Genomic DNA, 18,697 nt, shown 5'->3' with positions numbered 1-18,697 from the left:
CCTCGGACCTGCGACTACTAGGCTCTGGACCATGTCCTTTGTCAGTTTCTACAGGCCGACGGGCTGGACGTAAACAGGAAGAACCGAGGCTGACCACCGGCGAGCTGCCCGACACCCACGCCGTCGTCTTGCCGACGGCCCGGCGCCGCCACATCTTGCCGGCCGCGCGCTGGGGACACCTGGCCACCGACGGCCTGGTCGTGCGCTGGGACGCCGGCGCGGCATCCAAGCTGACCAGCCTCGCCTGGCTGCGCACCACCGTCGGCGCGACCTGGCCGCAACTGAGCCGCTCGGCGCCACCGCCGCGGCTGCTGGCCACCCAACCCGCCGCGTACACGTCGCGGATCAGGACCGCGTGGTCACTGCTGGCTCGTTGGCGCTGCGTTCCTCCGCTGTGGACAGCCGCCCGCGTCCTCACCAACACACCCACAACAATGGACAACACCCCAGCGCTTCTCGAAACCGATCCCAGCGCTCCCGAACATCAGACCGGCACCTAACGCCCTAATTTGCGGTGCCTGTGTGCACGACCCACCGGCAGGGCTGGCCGGCCCCTTTGGCGCCGCTCCTCGAGTGTGGGCTGACGGCGTCGAGCGTGCTCTGAGGGCGGGAAAACTGACGAATCGCCGCCCCACGTTCACGCTCGACGCCCAACCCGACGACCGTCGCCGCGAAGGAAGCGCGATTAAGCTAGCGGCATGCCTGCCCGCACCGCGCTTTCCCCCGGAGTGATCTCCCCGACCCTGCCGGTGCCCGCCCGCATCCCGCGCCCGGAATACGTCGGCAAGTCGACCGCCCGGGAGGGCAGCGAGCCGTGGGTGCAGACGCCGGAGGTCATCGAGAAGATGCGCGTCGCCGGCCGGATCGCGGCCGGCGCGCTGGCGGAGGCGGGCAAGGCCGTCGCGCCCGGGGTGACGACCGACGAGCTGGACCGGATCGCCCACGAGTACATGATCGACCACGGGGCCTATCCGTCGACCCTGGGCTACAAGGGTTTCCCGAAGTCGTGCTGCACATCGCTCAACGAGGTCATCTGCCACGGCATCCCCGACTCGACGGTGATCGAAGACGGCGACATCGTCAACATCGATGTCACCGCCTACATCGACGGGGTGCACGGCGACACCAACGCGACCTTCCTGGCCGGCGACGTCGCCGAGGAGCACCGGCTGCTCGTGGAGCGCACCCGCGAGGCGACGATGCGCGCGATCAACGCCGTCAAGCCCGGGCGCGCGCTGTCGGTCGTCGGCCGCGTGATCGAGTCGTATGCAAACCGGTTCGGGTACAACGTGGTTCGCGACTTCACCGGTCACGGCATCGGCACCACGTTTCACAACGGTCTGGTCGTGCTGCACTACGACCAGCCTTCGGTGTCGACGATCATCCAGCCGGGAATGACGTTCACCATCGAGCCGATGATCAACCTCGGCGCGCTGGACTACGAAATCTGGGACGACGGCTGGACGGTGGTCACCCGGGACCGCAAGTGGACCGCGCAGTTCGAGCACACCCTGCTGGTCACCGACACCGGCGTCGAGATCCTGACATGCCTCTAGCGCGACACGTGCCCCTAGCGCGAGCAGACACAGAATCGCACTGCGCGGGCCGCAATCATGCGATTCTGCGTCTGCTCGCCGCGAGGCTCGGCCCCGCGAGGCAGCTCGCCGCGAGGCCCGGCCCCGCGAGGCTGGGCCCCGCGAACACCGCTGGATGGTGAGCGGGGCCCTGCTGGTCGCGGGCACCAGCTCCGACGCGGGGAAGTCCGTGGTGGTCGCGGGGCTGTGCCGGTTGTTGGCGCGCCGCGGCGTCAAGGTCGCGCCGTTCAAGGCGCAGAACATGTCGAACAACTCGGTGGTCACCATCGAGGGCGGCGAGATCGGCCGCGCCCAGGCGATCCAGGCGCGCGCGGCGGGGCTGGAGCCCAGCGTGCGATTCAACCCGATCCTGCTCAAACCGGGCAGCGACCGGACCTCGCAGCTGGTGATCAAGGGCCGGGTCGCCGAATCGGTGACGGCGACAAACTACATAGCGCATCGCGACCGGCTCGCCCGCATCGTCGGAGACGAATTAGCTTGCCTGCGCGAGGAATTCGACGCGGTGATCTGCGAGGGAGCCGGTTCGCCGGCCGAGATCAACCTGCGCGCCACCGATCTGGCCAACATGGGGCTGGCCCGGGCCGCGGACCTGCCGGTGATCCTGGTCGGCGACATCGACCGCGGCGGCCTGCTCGCCCACCTGTTCGGCACGGTCGCGGTGCTCGAGCCCGACGACCAGGCGCTCATCGCCGGCTTCGTCGTCAACAAATTCCGCGGCGACCCCGCGCTGCTGGAACCCGGGCTGCGACAGCTACGCGAAATGACCGGCCGCCCCACCTACGGGGTGCTGCCCTACGCCGACGAGCTCTGGCTGGACGCCGAGGACTCGCTCCAGGTGGTCGCGCACCGCGTCGTCGGCACCCCGGCACCACCGCGCGGCACCGAGTGGCTCAAGGTCGCGGCCGTCCGGCCGCCCCGGATCTCCAACTCCACCGACGTCGAGGCCCTGGCGTGCGAGCCCGGCGTGCTGGTGCGCTGGGTCACCGACCCCGCCGAGCTGGCTGACGCCGACCTGATCGTGCTCCCCGGCAGCAAGGCCACCGTCGCCGACCTGCGCTGGCTGTGCGACCGGGGACTGGCCGACGCGATCGCCGAGCACGCCGCTGCCGGCAAGCCGGTGCTGGGCATCTGCGGCGGGTTCCAGATGCTGTGCCGGCGCATCGACGACCCGGTGGAATCCAAGACCGGGGAGGTCGCCGGGCTCGGGCTGCTCGACGCGGACATCGCCTTCACCGAACCCAAGACGCTGCGCCGCTGGCGGCAACCGCTGACCGGATACGAAATCCACCACGGGCGGCTCTCCCGGTGCGCCGAGGAGGCCTGGTTCGACGCCGACCACCAAACGCAGGGCATCGCGCGCGGCGCGGTGTTCGGCACGCACTGGCACGGCCTGCTCGACAACGACGACTTCCGTCGCGCCTGGCTCACCCGCGTCGCCGGGGCGGCCGGCCGGCGCGGGTTCGTCGTCGCCGACGACGTCAACGTGGCCGCGCGACGCGACGCCCAACTGGACAGGATCGCGGACCTGCTGGCGGCCCACCTCGACCTCGACGCCGTCCTCGGCCTGCTCGACGGCCCCCCGCCGCGGCGCCCGCGCGTCGCAATCGGTCTGCAGCCCTAGGGGATGTGTCGCGACCGGCGGCATAATCGTCTGGTACGCGATGAGACCGGTGCGTCGGTGGGGGTGGAGTTGTGGAGGAAACCTCGCACACGCTGGCGGTTCGCTGTAGCGTGCGTGGGTGTCTTCGATGATGACCACGCTCGACGGGTTTCCCGTCCCGGTGGCCGTGGCGGGGCCGGAGAAGGGCGCCGTCGTCGTCATCATCGGCGACGAGCGGCGCGCGCCCATCGCGTACGACGCGGTGTGCGAGCGCCTGCATACCGCGTCGTTTCGGACCGTCGTCGTCGGCCTCGACCAGCGGCTGACCCCCAAGTCGGTGGTCGGCATCCTCGATGCGCTGGGGGTCAGCTGGGCCGTGGTGGTCGGCGACCGCGCCGGCGGCGAGCTCGCCTGGGAACTGGCGGCGACCAGGCTGGGCCGGTTTGTCGGGCTGGTGGTGATCGACCGTGGACATCCGCGGGTGGCCGACCTCAACGGGGCGGTCCGCGACGAGCATTGCCCCCCGGTGGAGATCGGCACCACCGTGCTGGTCAGCTCGGCGGCCGCCCGGGCGGTGGCCAGCGCCAGCCAGCGGTTCGTCTACGCCGAGTACCGCGTGGTGGACCTGGGCCGGCGCACCGTGCAGGAGTCGACCGCGCAGTTGGCCGCCGAGATCGTGTTGCGCACCAGCACCTGGTAGCGCGCCTGGTTGACTAGCGGCCATGGTGGGCGAACAGAGCGCTGCGACCGGTCCGGATTCTCCGATGCTGTCGCTGGCCGCGCTGGAACAACTGGCGCAACGCGGCGCGGTGGACACCGTCATCGTGGCGTTCGCCGACATGCAGGGCAGGCTCGTCGGCAAGCGGGTGGCGGCCGGGCTGTTCGTCGAGGACGTGGCCGCGCACGGCGCCGAGTGCTGCGCCTATCTGCTCGCCGTCGACGTGGAGATGAACACCGTCGCCGGCTACGCGATGTCGAGCTGGGACACCGGCTACGGCGACATGGTGATGCGGCCGGACCTGTCCACCCTGCGGCTCATCCCGTGGCTGCCCCACACCGCCCTGGTGATCGCCGACCTGGGCCGGGCCGACGGCGGCGAGGTCACCGTCGCGCCCCGGGCCGTCCTGCGCCGCCAGCTCGACCGGTTGCGCGGGCGCGGGCTGGTCGCCGACGTCGCGACCGAGCTGGAGTTCATCGTGTTCGACGAGTCGTATCGGCAGGCCTGGGCCGGCGGGTATCGCGGGCTGACGCCGGCCAGCGACTACAACATCGACTACGCGATCCTGGCGTCGTCGCGGATGGAACCGCTGCTGCGCGACATCCAGCAGGGCATGATCGGCGCGGGCCTGCGGTTCGAGGCCGTGAAGGGCGAATGCAACAGGGGCCAGCAGGAGATCGGGTTCCGCTACGACGAGGCGCTGGTCACCTGCGATAACCACGCGATCTACAAGAACGGCGCCAAGGAGATCGCCGACCGGCACGGCAAGAGCCTGACGTTCATGGCGAAATACGATGAGCGCGAAGGCAATAGCTGCCACATTCACCTTTCGCTGCGCGACGACGGCGGCGCGGTGTTCGCCGACGCCGACGGCCCGCACGGCATGTCGCCGACGTGTCGCGGTTTCGTCGCGGGCCTGCTGGCCACGCTGCGCGAGTTCACGCTGTTCTATGCGCCGAACATCAACTCCTACAAGCGATTCGCCGACGGCAGCTTCGCGCCCACGGCGGTGGCGTGGGGCCTGGACAACCGCACCTGCGCGCTGCGGGTCGTCGGCCACGGCCGCAACCTGCGGGTCGAATGCCGGGTCCCCGGCGGCGACGTCAACCCCTACCTCGCGGTCGCGGCGCTGATCGCGGGCGGGCTGCACGGCATCGAACGGGGCCTCGAGCCGCCAAAGCCCCACGCGGGGAACGCGTATGAGGCGACCGGCGTCGAGCGGCTGCCCGCCACGCTGGCCGAGGCGGCCGCGCTGTTCGGCGCGTCGGCGCTGGCGCGGGAGGCGTTCGGCGACGACGTCGTCGCCCATTACCTGAACAACGCCCGCGTGGAGCTGGCGGCGTTCAACGCGGCCGTCACCGACTGGGAGAGGACGCGCGGTTTTGAACGCCTCTGAATCGAGACCGGTCGTGGGCCTGACGGCGTATCTGGAGCGGGTGCGGACCGGGATCTGGGACGTCGCCGCCGGCTATCTGCCGGCCGACTACTTCCAGGGCGTCACCATGGCCGGCGGCGTCGCGGTGCTGCTGCCGCCGCAGCCGGTCGACGCCGTCGGCGCGGTGCTCGACAGGCTCGACGCCCTGGTCATCACCGGGGGCTACGACCTCGACCCCGCGGCCTACGGCCAGCGGCCGCACCCGGAGACCGACCGCCCGCGCACCGACCGCGACGCCTGGGAATTCGCGCTGCTGCGCGGCGCGCTGGACCGTGGGCTTCCGGTGCTGGGCGTCTGCCGCGGCGCGCAGGTGCTCAACGTCGCGCTCGGTGGCACGCTGCACCAGCACCTGCCCGACGTCCTCGGCCACGGCGGCCATCGCGCGGGCAACGGCGTGTTCGCCAGGCTGCCGGTGCGCACCGTGCCGGGCACCCGGCTCGCCGGGTTGATCGGCGAGGGCGCCGAGGCTCCGTGCTACCACCATCAGGCGATCGACGAGGTCGGCGAGGGCCTGGTGGTCAGCGCGGTGGACGCCGACGGCGTGGTCGAGGCGGTGGAGCTGCCCGGCGAAAGCTTCGTGCTCGCCGTGCAGTGGCACCCGGAGAAGTCGCTCGACGACCTACGGCTGTTCACCGCGGTGGTGGACGCCGCGCGGACGTACGCGGGGCGCCGATGCGGCTGATCAATCCCGCGACCGAGGACGCGCTGGCCTCGGTCGAGTTACTGGATGCCGCCGCGGTCGACGACGCGGTGGCGCGGGCGCGCGCGGCCCAGCGGCGCTGGGCGGCGTTGTCGCCGGCGCAACGCGCGGCCGGCCTGCGGGCGTTCGCCGCCGCCGTCGACGCCCACACCGACGAGCTGGCCGCCCTGGAGGTCGCCAACTCGGGGCACCCGATCGCGTCGGCCGAAGGGGAGGCCGCCCACGTCCGCGACGTGCTGACGTTCTATGCCGGCAGCCCGGAACGCCTGTCCGGCAGGCAGATTCCCGTCGCCGGCGGGCTCGACGTCACCTTCAACGAACCGCTGGGCGTGGTCGGCGTGATCACGCCGTGGAACTTCCCGATGATGATCGCGTCCTGGGGCATCGCGCCCGCCCTGGCCGCGGGCAACGCGGTCCTGGTCAAACCCGCCGAATGGACGCCGCTGACCACGATCCGGCTCGGCGAGCTGGCCGCGGAAGCCGGGCTGGACGCGGACCTGCTGCAGGTGCTGCCCGGACAGGGCGCGGTGGTGGGGGAGCGGCTCGTCACCCACCCGGACGTCCGCAAGGTCGTGTTCACCGGCTCCACCGACGTGGGCAAGAGGGTGATGGCCGGGGCGGCCGCACACGTCAAGCGGGTGACGCTGGAACTGGGCGGCAAGAGCGCCAACATCGTCTTCGCCGACTGCGACCTGGAGCGCGCCGCGGCGACCGCGCCCGCCGGGGTGTTCGACAACGCCGGGCAGGATTGCTGCGCGCGCAGCCGGATCCTGGTGCAGCGCAGCGTCTATGACCGGTTCATGGAACTGCTCGAGCCCGCGGTCAAGGGCGTCGTCGTCGGCGACCCCACGTCCCGCGACACCGGGATGGGTCCGCTGGTGTCGGCCGCGCACCGCGACAAGGTGGCCTCCTACGTGCCCGACGACGCGCCCGTCGCGTTTCGCGGCACGGCGCCGTCCGGGCCCGGGTTCTGGTTTCCGCCAACCGTTCTCACGCCGCGCCGCACCGACCGCACCGTCACCGATGAGATCTTCGGCCCCGTCGTCACCGTGCTGGCCTTCGACGACGAGGACGACGCCATCACGCTGGCCAACGACACCGCCTACGGCCTGTCCGGGTCGATCTGGACCGATGACCTGTCCCGCGCGCTGCGGGTGTCGCGGGCGGTCGAATCCGGCAACCTATCGGTGAATTCGCACTCGTCGGTCCGCTACAACACGCCGTTCGGCGGTTTCAAGCAGTCGGGCCTGGGCCGCGAGCTCGGCCCCGACGCGCCACTGCATTTCACCGAGACCAAGAACGTGTTCATCGCGATCGGCGAGGAGGGTTAGATGGTGGATCTCACCCGACGGCTGGCGGGCCGGGTGGCCGTCATCACCGGCGGCAGCAGCGGCATCGGGCTGGCCGCCGGGCGGCGGATGCACGCCGAGGGCGCGGCCGTCGTCGTCGGCGACGTCGACCGCGACGCCGGCGCCGCGGCGGCCGAGGAGCTGTCCGGATTGTTCGTGCCGACCGACGTTTCCGACGAGGACGCGGTGAACGCGCTGTTCGACGCCGCGACCCAGACCTACGGCTGGATCGACATCGCGTTCAACAACGCCGGCATCTCTCCCCCCGAGGACGACCTGATCGAAAGCACGGAACTGGCGGCGTGGCAACGGGTCCAGGACGTCAACCTCAAATCGGTGTACCTGTGTTGCCGGGCGGCGCTGCGGCACATGGTGCCCGCCGGGAAGGGCTCGATCATCAACACGGCCTCGTTCGTCGCGGTGCTGGGATCGGCGACGTCGCAGATCTCCTACACCGCCTCCAAGGGCGGGGTGCTGGCCATGTCCCGGGAGCTGGGGGTGCAGTACGCCCGGCGGGGGATCCGGGTCAACGCGCTGTGCCCGGGACCGGTCAACACCCCACTGCTGCAAGAGCTTTTCGCCAAGGACCCCGAGCGGGCCGCGCGACGGCTGGTGCACGTGCCGCTGGGCCGCTTCGCCGAGCCCGACGAAATCGCCGCTGCCGTAGCATTTTTGGCCAGTGACGACGCGTCGTTCATCACCGCGTCGACGTTCCTGGTGGACGGCGGCATCAGCTCGGCCTACGTCACACCCCTCTGACCGCCCGCCGCTACGCGACGGTCCCGCGGTAGACGGGAATTGGCGCCGTGGCCGTCGACCAGGCCCGCGGCACCGACAGGGTCCCGATCGACGTCCCGCGGCCCATCCTCGCGATGATCCGCGGGCCGAGGGCGCCACCCTGATCCGGTAGCAGCCAGCGCAGCGCGGCGGCCTTGTTGAGCGCATTCAGGTGGCCGATCGCGCGGCCCGACGGCGCGCTGAGCGAGCTCAGCTTCGACAGCGCCGGCGTCACCGGCGAAAGGGTCGCGTCGAACGTCGCCAGCGGCGACCGGGAAAGCGCGCGCAGCGCTTCGGGGATGGCTGAGATCACCCGGCGGCCAACCGATACCATCTCCGGCGCCGACCTGACGACCCAGCCCGCGGCCGCATTCCGGGGAACCGGCCCCGCGGTCACGGGCGGCAGCGTGAACGGTGTCACCGTCGACGCGTCGGCCGCGGCCCGCGCGTAGGCGCGCATTGCGTCGACGTCCTGGGCCCACATCCGTTCGTAGTCGGCGTCGGTGTCCGCGATCGCCGGGCCGTTGTGCCCCAGGCAGTTCGCCGCGGCGAGCGACCTGCGCCGCGCGCGGTTGGCGTCGATGGCCGGTGGGGGCACCGTCGCCGCCACCGCCGACCGATGGGCGCTCGCCGCCGCGCCGGCCCGGGCGGCCGCATGCCCGGCTTGCGCGGCGGTGGCGTCGAGCCACCTCAGGTAGGGCGCCGCGGCGTCGATCATTTCCGTTGCCGCCGAGCCGTTCCGGCCCGCCGCCAGCTTGGCGGTCACCGCCGCGTAGTCCGCCGCCGCGGTGGACAGCCGGACCGCCAGCCGGTCCCAGGCCATCGCCGCCTCGGTCATCGGTCCCGATCCGGGACCCCCATACATTCGCCCGGAGTTGATCTCCGGGGCAAGCATCGCGAAATTCATGGCCGCCTCCGCCTCGCCGCGGCGGCATGGGTCGTATTCGAAACCATGGGTTCTTCTTTCGGGACAGAGAAGCTTGGGTCACCCGCGCTATGACGGCGTGCGCCGGGCGATCAGCGGCGTGCGCAATCGGCCCGGCGCCGACCCGTCAGCGACGGGCTACGCAGAGCTGGGTCAAGATGTCCCGGTCGGCGCGAACGGCCGCGGGCGCGCGGGGTTGGGCGCCGCACGGCTGAAACCCCAACGCGGCGAACGACGGTGCCAGCGGCGACCGGACCGATTGTGGTGACAGGCGGCTCCACGTCGGCGGCCGGTCCTTCGTCATCCACATGCTGTGAAACGGCTTCTTGTGGGCCGGTGCGGAGCCCCGCCAGGCGGCGTGGGGGAGCTGGGCCACGGTTTGGCGCTCGTGAAGGTGCGCGTGCCCGCCGACGTCCGGGGTCTGGGACCACGCCGCCGGCTCGGGCAGCGCCGCCGCGGCAAACTGGGGCCGCAACGCCGAGCCGGCGACCAGGGCAACGAACAGGCTGAGCGCGGCGACGATCGCGATGGACGACTGCCATCGTCGGGTTCTGCCGGCGCCCCCAGGTCTCACAGTGCACCGACTGTACCTGTCCAAAAACCGGAGCGAGCTGTGAAAACGGTCAAAGTCCGGTGTGTGTTCGGGGCCCACCGCGCCTAGCCGAAGGAGTTGAAGACGATGAGCGGGATCGCCATTTCGGCCGGGGTGGCCGCGCCGTGGAAACCTATGAGGCGCGCCGATTCCGGGGGCTCGTGGCCGGTCGCCAGCACGGCCGCGTCGCCTGTGCAGACGGCGACGACGTCGCCGATCCGCGCCAGGTTCGCCGGATTGACCGGCCCGAACATCCCGGTGGCCACGGCCTGTTCGCGGCTGTAGACCCGGGCCCAGCCGTCGAGCACCTCGGCCCAGGCGGCCCGCACGTCCGCCGCGGCGCCCGGCTCGGTGTGCAGGTAGCGCACCCGGGGCTCGCCGGCGACCACCCGCACCCCCGCCGCCAGCCGCGGGTCGGTGTCGATGTCGACGCGGGCCTCCGGCGGCACGTTGAGGCCGCCGTGGTCGGCCGTCACCAGCATCGCCGAGTTCGCGGGCAGCGATTCGACCAGCCGGGCCAGCAGCGCGTCGACGTGGGCCGCCGCCTCGTGCCACTGCGGCGAGCCGATGCCGAACGCGTGGGCCGCGGTGTCCAGGCCGGCGGTGTAGCCGTAGACCAGGCCGGGCCCCGCGTTCAGCTCGTCGGTCACCTGCCGGGCGTAGTCGTCGGCCGGCTGCGTCGGGCGAAAGCGGGCGCCGCGATACGCCGCCTCGGTCAGCCCGCTGCCCAGGAACGACGCGGGCAGCACGGCGCGCGCGCTGATGCCGGTTTGCGCGAGCCGCTCGAACCAGGTGGGCAGCGGCTGCCACACGGTGTGCGGCGGGTCGTCGCGCCACCGGATGTGGTTGAGCACCCTGTCGGTGCCGGGCACGTTGAGGGTGAACCCCAGGATGCCGTGCTCGCCGGGCTGGGCCCCGGTGCCCAGGGACACCAGGCTGGTGGGCGTGGTCGACGGAAACGTGCAGGCGAGTTCGCCGAGGCGCCCGGTGCCGCCGGCCAGCACGGACGCGAGCAGCGGCGCGCTGCGGGCCAGTTCGGGCAGCAGGTGCCAGCCCATCCCGTCCACCAGCACGATCGCGACGCGATCGACCCGGTCTCCGACGCAATCTGCCAGGCCCAGCGTGTCGACCGCGCCCGGGGCGCCGAGCAGTGCGGCCGCGGCGGGCAGCACGTCGCAGATGGAACCGGGCACGCCGGTCAGTCTCGCACGATCAGGCGTGCGCGAGCCGTTGACTCGTCGCCCGCAGCTGACAATCGGTGCTGTCAGCGAGCGCGCGGACCTGCTCCGCGGACAGCCGGCCGCACAGCCGGCCCCAGTGCACCGCGACCTCGTCGCCGACGGCGACGTCGGGCACCGCGCTGTATCCGTCGGCCCAGACGTCGAGCACGCGCGCCGAGGGCTCGGCCAGCGCGAGCACCCGACCGTCGTACACGAGCCGCCGGCGCCTCACCTCGACGCGCTCGCCGTCGCGGGAAACGACTGTGCCCCACGAGATCCGGCAATTATCCAGCACGCCGAGCGGGTGCTCGTCCATGCCCCGGCCCAGAAACCGCGTCCACGGGTACACGCCGAACACGTGGAAGCAGTGGTTGGCGGCCGCCTCGCGGGCCAGGTCCGCCGTGAGGTGCGACCAGTAGCGGCCCGCCTGCGGGCCGATGATATCCAGCAGCGCGTCGAGGAAGTCCCGCGGGTCCAGGCCGGCGCCGACGCCGCCGCCGAGCCAATACGATTTGACCAGACGGTGATCCAGCGGGTCGGCGATGCCGGTCAGCGCCGACAGCACCCGCAGGTACGGCCACGCCCCGGAGAACGCGGTCGCCGCGCGGCGCACCTCGTCCACCGAACCGCCGCGCAGGGTGGCCCCCAGCGGGGGACCGCAGTAGCCCAGCGCGTTGGGCGCGCAGGCGTACCGGGCGAACATCTCGACGCCGCGGGTATCGGTCAAGTGCGCGCCACCAGCTTGACCGCATCGCGGTGCATGCGGCCGAAATTGTAGTACGCCGCGCACGCACCCTCGGGGGACACCATGCACGTCCCGATCGGGGTCTCGGGCGTGCAGGCGGTGCCGAAAACCTTGCATTCCCAAGGCTTGAGCACGCCCTTGAGCACCTCGCCGCACTGGCAGGCCTTCGGGTCGGCGACCCGCACGCCCGGCATCGCGAACCGCAGCTCGGCGTCGAAGTCCGCGAAATCGTCGTGCAGCCGCAGCGCGCTCTGCGAGATGAAACCCAGCCCACGCCATTCGAAGTGCGGCCGCAGCGCGAACACCTTGCCCATCAGCGCCAGCGCGGCCGGGTTGCCGCGCTCGGGCACCACCCGCTTGTACTGGTTCTCCACCTCGCAGCGGCCCTCGCGGATCTGGCGCAGCAGCATCGCGACCGCCGCCAGGATGTCCAGCGGCTCGAAACCGGCCACCACCAACGGCTTTCGATACACCTCCGGCACGAACCGGTAGGGGCGGTTGCCCACCACGGTCGACACGTGCCCGGGCCCGATGAAACCCGACAGCCGCAGGTCCGGTGACTCCAGGATGGCCTTGATCGGCGGCACGATCGTGACGTGGTTGCAGAACACGCTGAAATTGGGCAGGCCCAGGTCGCGGGCCCGCACCAGCGTCACCGCGGTCGACGGCGCGGTGGTCTCGAAACCGATGGCGAAGAACACCACGTGCTTGTCCGGGTTGTCGACCGCGATCTTCAGCGCGTCCAGCGGGGAGTAGACGAACCGCACGTCGGCGCCGCGGGCCTTGGCGTTCAGCAGGCTGCCATCGGAGCCGGGCACCCGCATCATGTCGCCGAAGCAGGTGAAGATCACGTCGGGCTGGCCGGCCAGCCACATCGCGTCGTCGATGCGGCCCATGGGGATCACGCAGACCGGGCAGCCCGGGCCGTGCACCAGTTCGACGTTGCCGGGCAGCAGGTGTTCGATGCCGTGCCGGTAAATGGTGTGCGTGTGCCCGCCGCACACCTCCATGAACTTGAAGTGTTCGCGTTCCCCGGCCAGGCGCTCGATGGCGGTGATCAATTTGCGGGCCGCCGCCGGGTCGCGGAACTCGTCAACGAATTTCATTGCGGGCCTTTCTGGTTAGACGATCGCCGAGGAGTCGAAGGCCGCCATCTCGGTGGCATACGCGTCGCCGAGCTTCTGGATGGCGGCCAGGGTGAGCAGCGCCTCGGTCTCGTCGATCGTGGCCATCGCGAACCCGACGTGGACCAGCACCCAGTCGTCGGGCGCGGGCATGTCGTCCTCGAGCAGCCGCACGCTGATGGTGCGCTGCACGCCGCCGACGTCGACCTTCGCCAAATAGTTCGCGGGGTCGGTGATCTCGACGATCCGGCCCGGAATCCCCAGACACATAACAGCTCCCTTCAGCAGAACTCAGCAGATTCGGGGCAGCGGGTCGCCGACGAGCATGTCGACGATCCGCGTCCCGCCGAATCCGGTACGCAGCACCACGCTTTCGGCCGGTTCGGCCACGATCTCCCCGACCTCGGCCGCGTCGGCGCCCAGGGGATGGGACCGCACCGCGGCCAGCCCGGCCTCGGCCTCCTCCGGCGCGACGACGGCGACGAACTTGCCCTCGTTGGCGACGTAGAGCGGGTCGATGCCGAGCAGCTCGCACGCGCCGTTGACCATGGGCCGCACCGGCAGTCGCTCCTCCTCGAGCAGCACCCCCAGGCCGCAGGCCTGGGCGAGTTCGTTGCACACGGTGCCGACCCCGCCCCGGGTGGGGTCCCGCAGCCAGCGGGTGGACGGGGCGGCCGCCATCAACAGCTCCACCAGTGGGCTCAGGGAGGCGGTGTCGGAATGAATATCGGCCTCGATGGCCAGGTCACCCCGGGCGAGCATGACGGCCATGCCGTGATCGCCCATCGACCCCGACAGCAGCACCCGGTCGCCGGCGCGCACCGACGCGGGCGACAGCGCGCGCCCCGCGGGAACGACGCCGGCCCCGGTGGTGGTGACGAACACGCCGTCGGCCGCGCCCTTGGGCACCACCTTGGTGTCGCCGGTGACGATCTGCACGCCCGCGCCCGCGGCCGCGACCGCCATGTCGGCGACGATCTCCTTCAATTCCGCGACGGGAAAGCCCTCTTCGAGCACGAACGCCGCCGAGATCCAGGACGGCACCGCGCCGGTCATCGCCAGGTCGTTGCAGGTGCCGTGCACGGCGAGCTCCCCGAGCGAACCGCCGGGAAAACGCCTGGGCTGCACCACGAATGAATCGGTGGACATCGCCAGGCGCTCGCCGCTGGGCAGCGTGAGCACCGCGCCGTCGCCCAGCGACTCGAGCGCCGGGTTGCGGAACGCCTCCATGAACACCGCGTCCACCAGCGCCGCCGACGCCTTCCCGCCGGCCCCGTGCGCCAGCGTCACGTGGTCGTCGAGCAACCGGGGGCGGCGCCTGCGGAACGACTCGATCCGCTCGATCACCTCGCCCTCGGCGAACCGCGGGCCCGACGACAGGTATTCGCGCGCCGAGTTGTTCATGCGGCCCCCTCGTCGCGGAGGCGTTCGTGCACCGTCGACCACAGCCGATAGCCCAGCAGCGCCTGGGATTCCTGAATGCGGTGCACGCTTTGCGAACGAACGACGAAGCAGGCGTCCACGTTGGGGTCGTTGGCGAAGGCGCCGCCGTCGTAGCCGGCGAAACCGACGGTGTACAGGCCGCGCCGCCGCGCCTCGGCCAGCGCGGCGAGCAGGTTCGGCGAGCTGCCGCTGGTCGACATCGCGATCGCGATGTCGCCGTCCTTCGCGCGCGCGATCAGTTGGCGGGCGAACACCAGCTCGAACCCGACGTCGTTGCCCAGCGCGGTCACGATCGCCTGATCGGCGGTCAACGACCACGCGGGCAGGGGGCTGCCCAGCGGCGGCCGGGCGAACAGCCGGGCCAGCGTGGTGGAATCGGTGCAGCTGCCGCCGTTTCCGAACGTGAACAGCCGGCCGCCCGCCGCGAAGCGGCGCGCCATCTCGGCGGCGGCCCGCTCCAGCAGGTCGGCGTTGGCGTCCAGCGTGGAGCGCCGCAGCGCCAGGCTCTCGGCCGCCTTCGCCTGCGCCGACGCGGCCAGGTCGGCGAGCAGCGACTCGGGGTCGTCCTCCTCGGCGTCGATGAACGGGTACAGGAAGTTGGTGGGTTCGCTCATGAAAGATTGCCCTCCTCGTCGACGCGGCCGATGGCCGTGCCGGCGTGCACCAGGATCAGCTCCCCGGCGGCGACCGGGTCGACGAGCGTGGTCACCACGCTCTCGACGCCCAGCGCGGTGCGCACCGGGGCCTGCCCGCCCTCCGACGCGCCCACCACCTCGCCCAGGCGCCCCTCGTCGCCGCACGTGACGCAAACCGCCTCGGCGCGTGCGGGTTTCAGCAGGCCGGGGTGCTCGAAGCACACGTGGGTCAGCTCCCACAGCAGGTGGTAGAACAGCACGAAGCCGCCCGTCGCCGGGACCCGCGGATCCGGGTCGTCGAGCCACAGCACGTGATCCGCCATCCCGGCCGGGGGGCGGTCGCCGCTGCCGATCCAGATCGTGGTGGCCCCCCAGGCCGGGCCGCGCCGCATCACCGAACGCACCCGCGCGTCGTCGGCGCCGGAGACCGCGACCACGATGTCGCCGGGCCGCACCGACACCCGCACCAGGTCCACCAGGTCGGGCCCGGTCAGCGCCACCGCGGGCAGGGCCCGCTTGCCCATGATCACCGGGTGCACGAACTCGACCGCGATGTGCAGCGCGTGCGGTTCCCACGACGGCGCGATCGACCACATGGTCGCCCCGGCGGCGAACCGCCTGGCCAGCGTGAACGCGGTGGCGGCCAGGTCCGAGGCCAACTCGGCGCCCAGCCCGCGATCGATGGCGGTGGTCATCCGCCGGCCCCCTTCTCTTCCAGCCCGGTCAGCGTCGAGATCGCGGCCTGGCCCAGCGCCAGCCCGCCGTCGTTCGGCGGCACCGTGTGGTGGGTCAGCACCTCAAACCCGGCTTGCCGCAACCGCGTACGGCACGCGCGCAGCAACAGCACGTTTTGGAACACCCCGCCGGTGAGGCCCACCAGCCGGACCCCGCCGGCCACCCGGCCGACCACCTTGGCGACGGCGTCCGCGACCGCCTCGTGGAACTCCGCGGCCAGCAGCGCGGGCCGGGTTCCGGCGTAGAGGGCCGCCACCATCGTCTGCACCATGGTGGCGGGGTCGATCACCCCGTCGGCGCGCACCGTCAGCGGCAGCGACGGCCCGGGCGCCCCGGCGGCCGACTCCGCGAGCGCCTCGAGCTCGATGGCGGCCTGACCCTCGTAGTCGATCCGGTGCCGCACCCCGAGCAGGGAGGCGACGGCGTCGAACAGCCGGCCCATGCTCGAACACGGCACACACCCGGCGCCGGACTCCAATTGCGAACGGACCAAGCGCAATTCGTCCGGTGTCGCGGCGGCGACCGGCGCCAGGTCCGGGGTCCAGTCGATGTCGGCCATCCACAGCTGGGACAGCGCCATCCGCCACGGGTTGCGCACCGCGGCGTCACCGCCGGGCAGCGGCGCCGGCAGCAGGTGGCCGGCGCGGGCGAATCGGTGGCTGTCGGCCCCGAGGGCGAGGATCTCGCCGCCCCAGATGGTGTGGTCGGGGCCGTAACCGGTTCCGTCGAAGGAGACCCCGACAATGGGTTCGCCGACGCGCCCGTGCTCGGCGAGCAGCGAGACGACGTGCGCGTGGTGGTGCTGGACCAGGTCCAGCGGCCGATCGCCCGCGTGGCCTTCCGCCCAGCTCCGGGTGTGATATCCCGGATGCAGGTCCGCGGCCAACCGCGTTGGCGCCCCGCGTATTTCGCTGAGCTGTCCCACCGCCCGCTCGAACGCGCGCAGCGTCTCCCACGTGCCCATGTCGCCGATGTGGCCGGACAGGTAGGCGCGCGAGCCGTCGGTGAGGCAGAAGGTGTTCTTCAGCTCCCCGCCCACGGCGAGCACGGCCGGGCCCGCAAGCCCGAGGTCGACGGGCAGCGGCGCGAAGCCGCGGGAACGCCGGATCGGCAGTTCCGATGCCCCGTCCCGGTCCCTGACGACCCGCACCACCGAGTCATCGCACGGGACGTGGATCGGCCGGTCGTGGTCGAGGACCGCGTCACAGAGCACCGAAAGCCGTTCGGCGGCATCGTCGTCGGTGAAGCAGATGGGTTCGTCGGAACGGTTGGCGCTCGTCAGCACCAGCGCCTCCGGCACCGGCCCGGCGGAGCCGGGCACGGGGGCCAGCAGCAGGTGATGGAGGGGGGAGTAGGGCAGCATCAGCCCGAGCAGCGGGCTGCCGGGCGCGACGGCCGCGGCGACCGGCGCGCCGCTGTTCCGGGGCAGCCGCCTTAGCAGCACGATCGGGCGGGCGGGGCTCGACAGCACCGCGGCCTCGGCCGCGTCCACCCGCGCGTAGCGGCGCGCGACGCCGAGGTCGCGGACCAGTATGGCGAAGGGCTTGGCGCCCCGCGCCTTTCGCGCCCGCAGCGCGGTCACCGCCGCGTCGTCGTCGACGGCGCAGGCCAGGTGGTAGCCGCCGATGCCCTTGATGGCGACCACCGGGCCTCCTGGGCCCCCCGCCAGCGCGCGCTGCGTGGCCGCCAGCGCGGCGTCCGACCCGGTCATCCGGCCGGCCGGCGACGAGAACCACAGCGAGGGCCCGCAATCGGGGCAGGCGATCGGCTGGGCGTGGAACCGGCGATCGGCCGGATCGTGGTATTCGGCGGCGCATCGTTCGCACATGGCGAAGGCCGACATGGTGGTGGCCGGGCGGTCGTAGGGCAGCGCGCGGATGATGGTGAACCGCGGCCCGCAGTTGGTGCACGTCACGAACGGGTGCCGGTACCGGCGGTCGCGCGGATCGAACAGCTCGGCGACGCAGTCGTCGCACACCGCGATGTCGGGCGGAATGGGTGTGCTCGCACCGGCGACCGTCCGGCTCGCCACGATGAGGAACTCGCGACCGCCGGTGGTGTCGGCGGCGAGGTCGGTGACCGTGACCGCGGCGATCCGGGCCAGCGGCGGGGCCTCGGCGCGCAGCCGGCGGCCGAATTCGTCGATGCGCGCACGCTCGCCCTGCACCTCGAGAAAGACCGCGCCCGAATCGTTTCCGACGAACCCGGCCAGGCCCAGCTCGGTGGCGACGCGGTGGACGAAGGGACGAAAGCCGACCCCCTGAACGACACCGGTCACGGTGAAGCGCCGCCGAACGTCCCGCGACCGCACCATCAGGGGCGACTCGATCATCTCAACCGCCCCCCGGGTCGGTACGGCCCCTGCCCATCAGCTCGAGGCCGGCCATGGCCTGCTCGGCGCCGGCGCGGTCCGTCTTCTCCACCGCGAAGCCCATGTGGATGATGATCCAGTCACCGGGCGCGAACGTTTCCTCGGGCAGCATGCCGACGTTCACCTTGCGCCGCTCGCCGGTGACGTCGACCAGCGCGAGCTGCCCCTCGTAACCGTCCAGCATCCCGATCACCTGGCCGGGTATCCCCAGGCACATGGCTCAGCCGTCCTCTCGCGCGGTCGCGGCCGCGCGGGTTTGCAGCGCCGCGACGATCTCCTCGACGGCGCGGGCGGCGCGGGGGACGGCCTTGGCCACGGGCTCGGTGAGGCCGATGCCCTCCTCGACGCTGCCGGCCTCGCACCCGACGACGACCGTGTAGGGCGGGCGGCCGCCCAGCGCCCGCAGGCTGGCGAACACGGCGGCCGGGTCCATGCCGTGACCGTCGAGACCGGTTGCGCCGGGCCCGGATTCGTGGTCGGCCTGGAAGACGTGCAAGGTGCCGGGGTTGCCGCGGCTGGGCACGGCGTCGACCAGGACCAGCGTGTCCCATTCCTCGAGTAGGTCGTAGGCCAGGTGCATGCCGCTGATGCCGTAGTCGGTGACGCGGACGGCCGAATCGTCCTGTGCGATCTCGGCGTTGCGGACCACCTCCGAGCCGAATCCGTCGTCGCCCAGGAAGATGTTGCCGATCCCGGCCACCAGGATGCGCGCTGTCATCGGGCTGTTCCGGCT

Annotated in this window: 20 protein-coding genes; 8 read left to right on the top strand and 12 right to left on the bottom strand. The window is 71.9% G+C overall.

Annotated features, from left to right (window positions below; all coding sequences use genetic code 11):
• The first annotated feature begins 38 nt into the window (after positions 1 to 38).
• From G6N25_RS01815 to G6N25_RS01780, 8 genes are all read left to right on the top strand, one after another.
• Positions 39 to 500, top strand: a complete 462-nt coding sequence (locus tag G6N25_RS01815) for a hypothetical protein (RefSeq protein WP_308204512.1) — start codon at positions 39 to 41, stop codon at positions 498 to 500.
• A gap of 198 nt (positions 501 to 698) precedes the next feature.
• Entirely contained in the window at positions 699 to 1,556 is an 858-nt protein-coding gene (map, locus tag G6N25_RS01810; RefSeq protein ID WP_083072808.1) for a type I methionyl aminopeptidase, read from the top strand.
• 154 nt (positions 1,557 to 1,710) lie between these two features.
• On the top strand, positions 1,711 to 3,216 hold the full coding sequence (locus tag G6N25_RS01805; RefSeq protein ID WP_179961642.1) for a cobyric acid synthase: 1,506 nt from the start codon (positions 1,711 to 1,713) through the stop codon (positions 3,214 to 3,216).
• Between the two features lie 127 nt (positions 3,217 to 3,343).
• On the top strand, positions 3,344 to 3,895 hold the full coding sequence (locus G6N25_RS01800; RefSeq protein WP_083072806.1) for an alpha/beta hydrolase: 552 nt from the start codon (positions 3,344 to 3,346) through the stop codon (positions 3,893 to 3,895).
• Positions 3,896 to 3,917: 22 nt separating this feature from the next.
• Entirely contained in the window at positions 3,918 to 5,309 is a 1,392-nt protein-coding gene (locus G6N25_RS01795) for a glutamine synthetase family protein (RefSeq protein ID WP_083072804.1), read from the top strand.
• Positions 5,296 to 6,030 (top strand): gamma-glutamyl-gamma-aminobutyrate hydrolase family protein, encoded by a 735-nt coding sequence (locus G6N25_RS01790; RefSeq protein ID WP_083072803.1) that lies wholly within the window; start codon positions 5,296 to 5,298, stop codon positions 6,028 to 6,030. The genes G6N25_RS01795 and G6N25_RS01790 overlap by 14 nt, the downstream gene beginning before the upstream one ends.
• A complete protein-coding gene (locus G6N25_RS01785; protein WP_083072802.1) occupies positions 6,021 to 7,379 on the top strand; it encodes an aldehyde dehydrogenase family protein in 1,359 nt (452 codons plus the stop codon). The genes G6N25_RS01790 and G6N25_RS01785 overlap by 10 nt, the downstream gene beginning before the upstream one ends.
• Positions 7,380 to 8,156, top strand: a complete 777-nt coding sequence (locus G6N25_RS01780; protein ID WP_083072800.1) for a 3-oxoacyl-ACP reductase — start codon at positions 7,380 to 7,382, stop codon at positions 8,154 to 8,156. It abuts the gene before it with no gap.
• A 10-nt stretch (positions 8,157 to 8,166) separates the two neighbouring features.
• On the opposite strand, the gene G6N25_RS01775 is transcribed toward G6N25_RS01780, so the two are convergent.
• The 12 genes from G6N25_RS01775 to G6N25_RS01720 all read right to left on the bottom strand — a co-directional run bounded on the left by G6N25_RS01775 (position 8,167) and on the right by G6N25_RS01720 (position 18,682).
• The gene (locus G6N25_RS01775) at positions 8,167 to 9,081 is read right to left on the bottom strand and encodes a PPE family protein (RefSeq protein ID WP_142272499.1); all 915 of its coding nucleotides are present in this window, start codon (positions 9,079 to 9,081) and stop codon (positions 8,167 to 8,169) included.
• Positions 9,082 to 9,226: 145 nt separating this feature from the next.
• The gene (locus tag G6N25_RS01770) at positions 9,227 to 9,673 is read right to left on the bottom strand and encodes a hypothetical protein (protein WP_083072887.1); all 447 of its coding nucleotides are present in this window, start codon (positions 9,671 to 9,673) and stop codon (positions 9,227 to 9,229) included.
• Positions 9,674 to 9,756: 83 nt separating this feature from the next.
• Positions 9,757 to 10,884: an alkaline phosphatase family protein gene (locus tag G6N25_RS01765; RefSeq protein WP_083072798.1), complete on the bottom strand. Its 1,128-nt coding sequence runs from the start codon at positions 10,882 to 10,884 to the stop codon at positions 9,757 to 9,759.
• 19 nt (positions 10,885 to 10,903) lie between these two features.
• Positions 10,904 to 11,638 (bottom strand): DUF6390 family protein, encoded by a 735-nt coding sequence (locus G6N25_RS01760; RefSeq protein ID WP_264055534.1) that lies wholly within the window; start codon positions 11,636 to 11,638, stop codon positions 10,904 to 10,906.
• Positions 11,635 to 12,762, bottom strand: coding sequence for a hydrogenase formation protein HypD (hypD, locus tag G6N25_RS01755; RefSeq protein ID WP_083072796.1), 1,128 nt, complete (start codon positions 12,760 to 12,762; stop codon positions 11,635 to 11,637). Before hypD ends, G6N25_RS01760 begins: the two co-directional genes overlap by 4 nt.
• Positions 12,763 to 12,777: 15 nt before the next feature.
• Positions 12,778 to 13,050, bottom strand: a complete 273-nt coding sequence (locus G6N25_RS01750; protein WP_083072794.1) for a HypC/HybG/HupF family hydrogenase formation chaperone — start codon at positions 13,048 to 13,050, stop codon at positions 12,778 to 12,780.
• Positions 13,051 to 13,071: 21 nt separating this feature from the next.
• Positions 13,072 to 14,184 (bottom strand): hydrogenase expression/formation protein HypE, encoded by a 1,113-nt coding sequence (gene hypE / locus G6N25_RS01745; RefSeq protein ID WP_083072792.1) that lies wholly within the window; start codon positions 14,182 to 14,184, stop codon positions 13,072 to 13,074.
• Positions 14,181 to 14,837: a D-sedoheptulose-7-phosphate isomerase gene (locus tag G6N25_RS01740; RefSeq protein WP_083072790.1), complete on the bottom strand. Its 657-nt coding sequence runs from the start codon at positions 14,835 to 14,837 to the stop codon at positions 14,181 to 14,183. The genes hypE and G6N25_RS01740 overlap by 4 nt, the downstream gene beginning before the upstream one ends.
• Positions 14,834 to 15,553: a hydrogenase assembly protein HupF gene (locus tag G6N25_RS01735; RefSeq protein ID WP_083072787.1), complete on the bottom strand. Its 720-nt coding sequence runs from the start codon at positions 15,551 to 15,553 to the stop codon at positions 14,834 to 14,836. Before G6N25_RS01735 ends, G6N25_RS01740 begins: the two co-directional genes overlap by 4 nt.
• Complete coding sequence (hypF, locus tag G6N25_RS01730; RefSeq protein WP_083072786.1) at positions 15,550 to 17,925, bottom strand: carbamoyltransferase HypF; 2,376 nt, start codon at positions 17,923 to 17,925, stop codon at positions 15,550 to 15,552. Before hypF ends, G6N25_RS01735 begins: the two co-directional genes overlap by 4 nt.
• Before the next feature lies 1 nt (position 17,926).
• A complete protein-coding gene (locus G6N25_RS01725; protein WP_083072784.1) occupies positions 17,927 to 18,181 on the bottom strand; it encodes a HypC/HybG/HupF family hydrogenase formation chaperone in 255 nt (84 codons plus the stop codon).
• 3 nt (positions 18,182 to 18,184) lie between these two features.
• Positions 18,185 to 18,682 (bottom strand): hydrogenase maturation protease, encoded by a 498-nt coding sequence (locus tag G6N25_RS01720; RefSeq protein WP_083072782.1) that lies wholly within the window; start codon positions 18,680 to 18,682, stop codon positions 18,185 to 18,187.
• Positions 18,683 to 18,697: the final 15 nt, after the last annotated feature.

The organism is Mycobacterium heidelbergense (assembly GCF_010730745.1).
Taxonomy (GTDB): Bacteria; Actinomycetota; Actinomycetes; order Mycobacteriales; family Mycobacteriaceae; genus Mycobacterium; species Mycobacterium heidelbergense.
Note: the sequence above shows the minus strand (reverse complement) of the source record. Positions and strands in the feature narration are given on the sequence as shown.

What these genes read in the sequence shown, in the direction of transcription:
- G6N25_RS01725 (WP_083072784.1), bottom strand. Translation starts at nt 18,181, where the DNA reads ATGTGCCTGGGGATACCCGGCCAGGTGATCGGGATGCTGGACGGTTAC.
- G6N25_RS01780 (WP_083072800.1), top strand. Translation starts at nt 7,380, where the DNA reads ATGGTGGATCTCACCCGACGGCTGGCGGGCCGGGTGGCCGTCATCACC.
- hypE (WP_083072792.1), bottom strand. Translation starts at nt 14,184, where the DNA reads ATGAACAACTCGGCGCGCGAATACCTGTCGTCGGGCCCGCGGTTCGCC.
- map (WP_083072808.1), top strand. Translation starts at nt 699, where the DNA reads ATGCCTGCCCGCACCGCGCTTTCCCCCGGAGTGATCTCCCCGACCCTG.
- G6N25_RS01805 (WP_179961642.1), top strand. Translation starts at nt 1,711, where the DNA reads ATGGTGAGCGGGGCCCTGCTGGTCGCGGGCACCAGCTCCGACGCGGGG.
- G6N25_RS01800 (WP_083072806.1), top strand. Translation starts at nt 3,344, where the DNA reads ATGATGACCACGCTCGACGGGTTTCCCGTCCCGGTGGCCGTGGCGGGG.
- G6N25_RS01720 (WP_083072782.1), bottom strand. Translation starts at nt 18,682, where the DNA reads ATGACAGCGCGCATCCTGGTGGCCGGGATCGGCAACATCTTCCTGGGC.
- hypF (WP_083072786.1), bottom strand. Translation starts at nt 17,925, where the DNA reads ATGATCGAGTCGCCCCTGATGGTGCGGTCGCGGGACGTTCGGCGGCGC.
- G6N25_RS01740 (WP_083072790.1), bottom strand. Translation starts at nt 14,837, where the DNA reads ATGAGCGAACCCACCAACTTCCTGTACCCGTTCATCGACGCCGAGGAG.
- G6N25_RS01795 (WP_083072804.1), top strand. Translation starts at nt 3,918, where the DNA reads ATGGTGGGCGAACAGAGCGCTGCGACCGGTCCGGATTCTCCGATGCTG.
- G6N25_RS01785 (WP_083072802.1), top strand. Translation starts at nt 6,021, where the DNA reads ATGCGGCTGATCAATCCCGCGACCGAGGACGCGCTGGCCTCGGTCGAG.
- G6N25_RS01735 (WP_083072787.1), bottom strand. Translation starts at nt 15,553, where the DNA reads ATGACCACCGCCATCGATCGCGGGCTGGGCGCCGAGTTGGCCTCGGAC.
- G6N25_RS01775 (WP_142272499.1), bottom strand. Translation starts at nt 9,081, where the DNA reads ATGAATTTCGCGATGCTTGCCCCGGAGATCAACTCCGGGCGAATGTAT.
- G6N25_RS01750 (WP_083072794.1), bottom strand. Translation starts at nt 13,050, where the DNA reads ATGTGTCTGGGGATTCCGGGCCGGATCGTCGAGATCACCGACCCCGCG.
- hypD (WP_083072796.1), bottom strand. Translation starts at nt 12,762, where the DNA reads ATGAAATTCGTTGACGAGTTCCGCGACCCGGCGGCGGCCCGCAAATTG.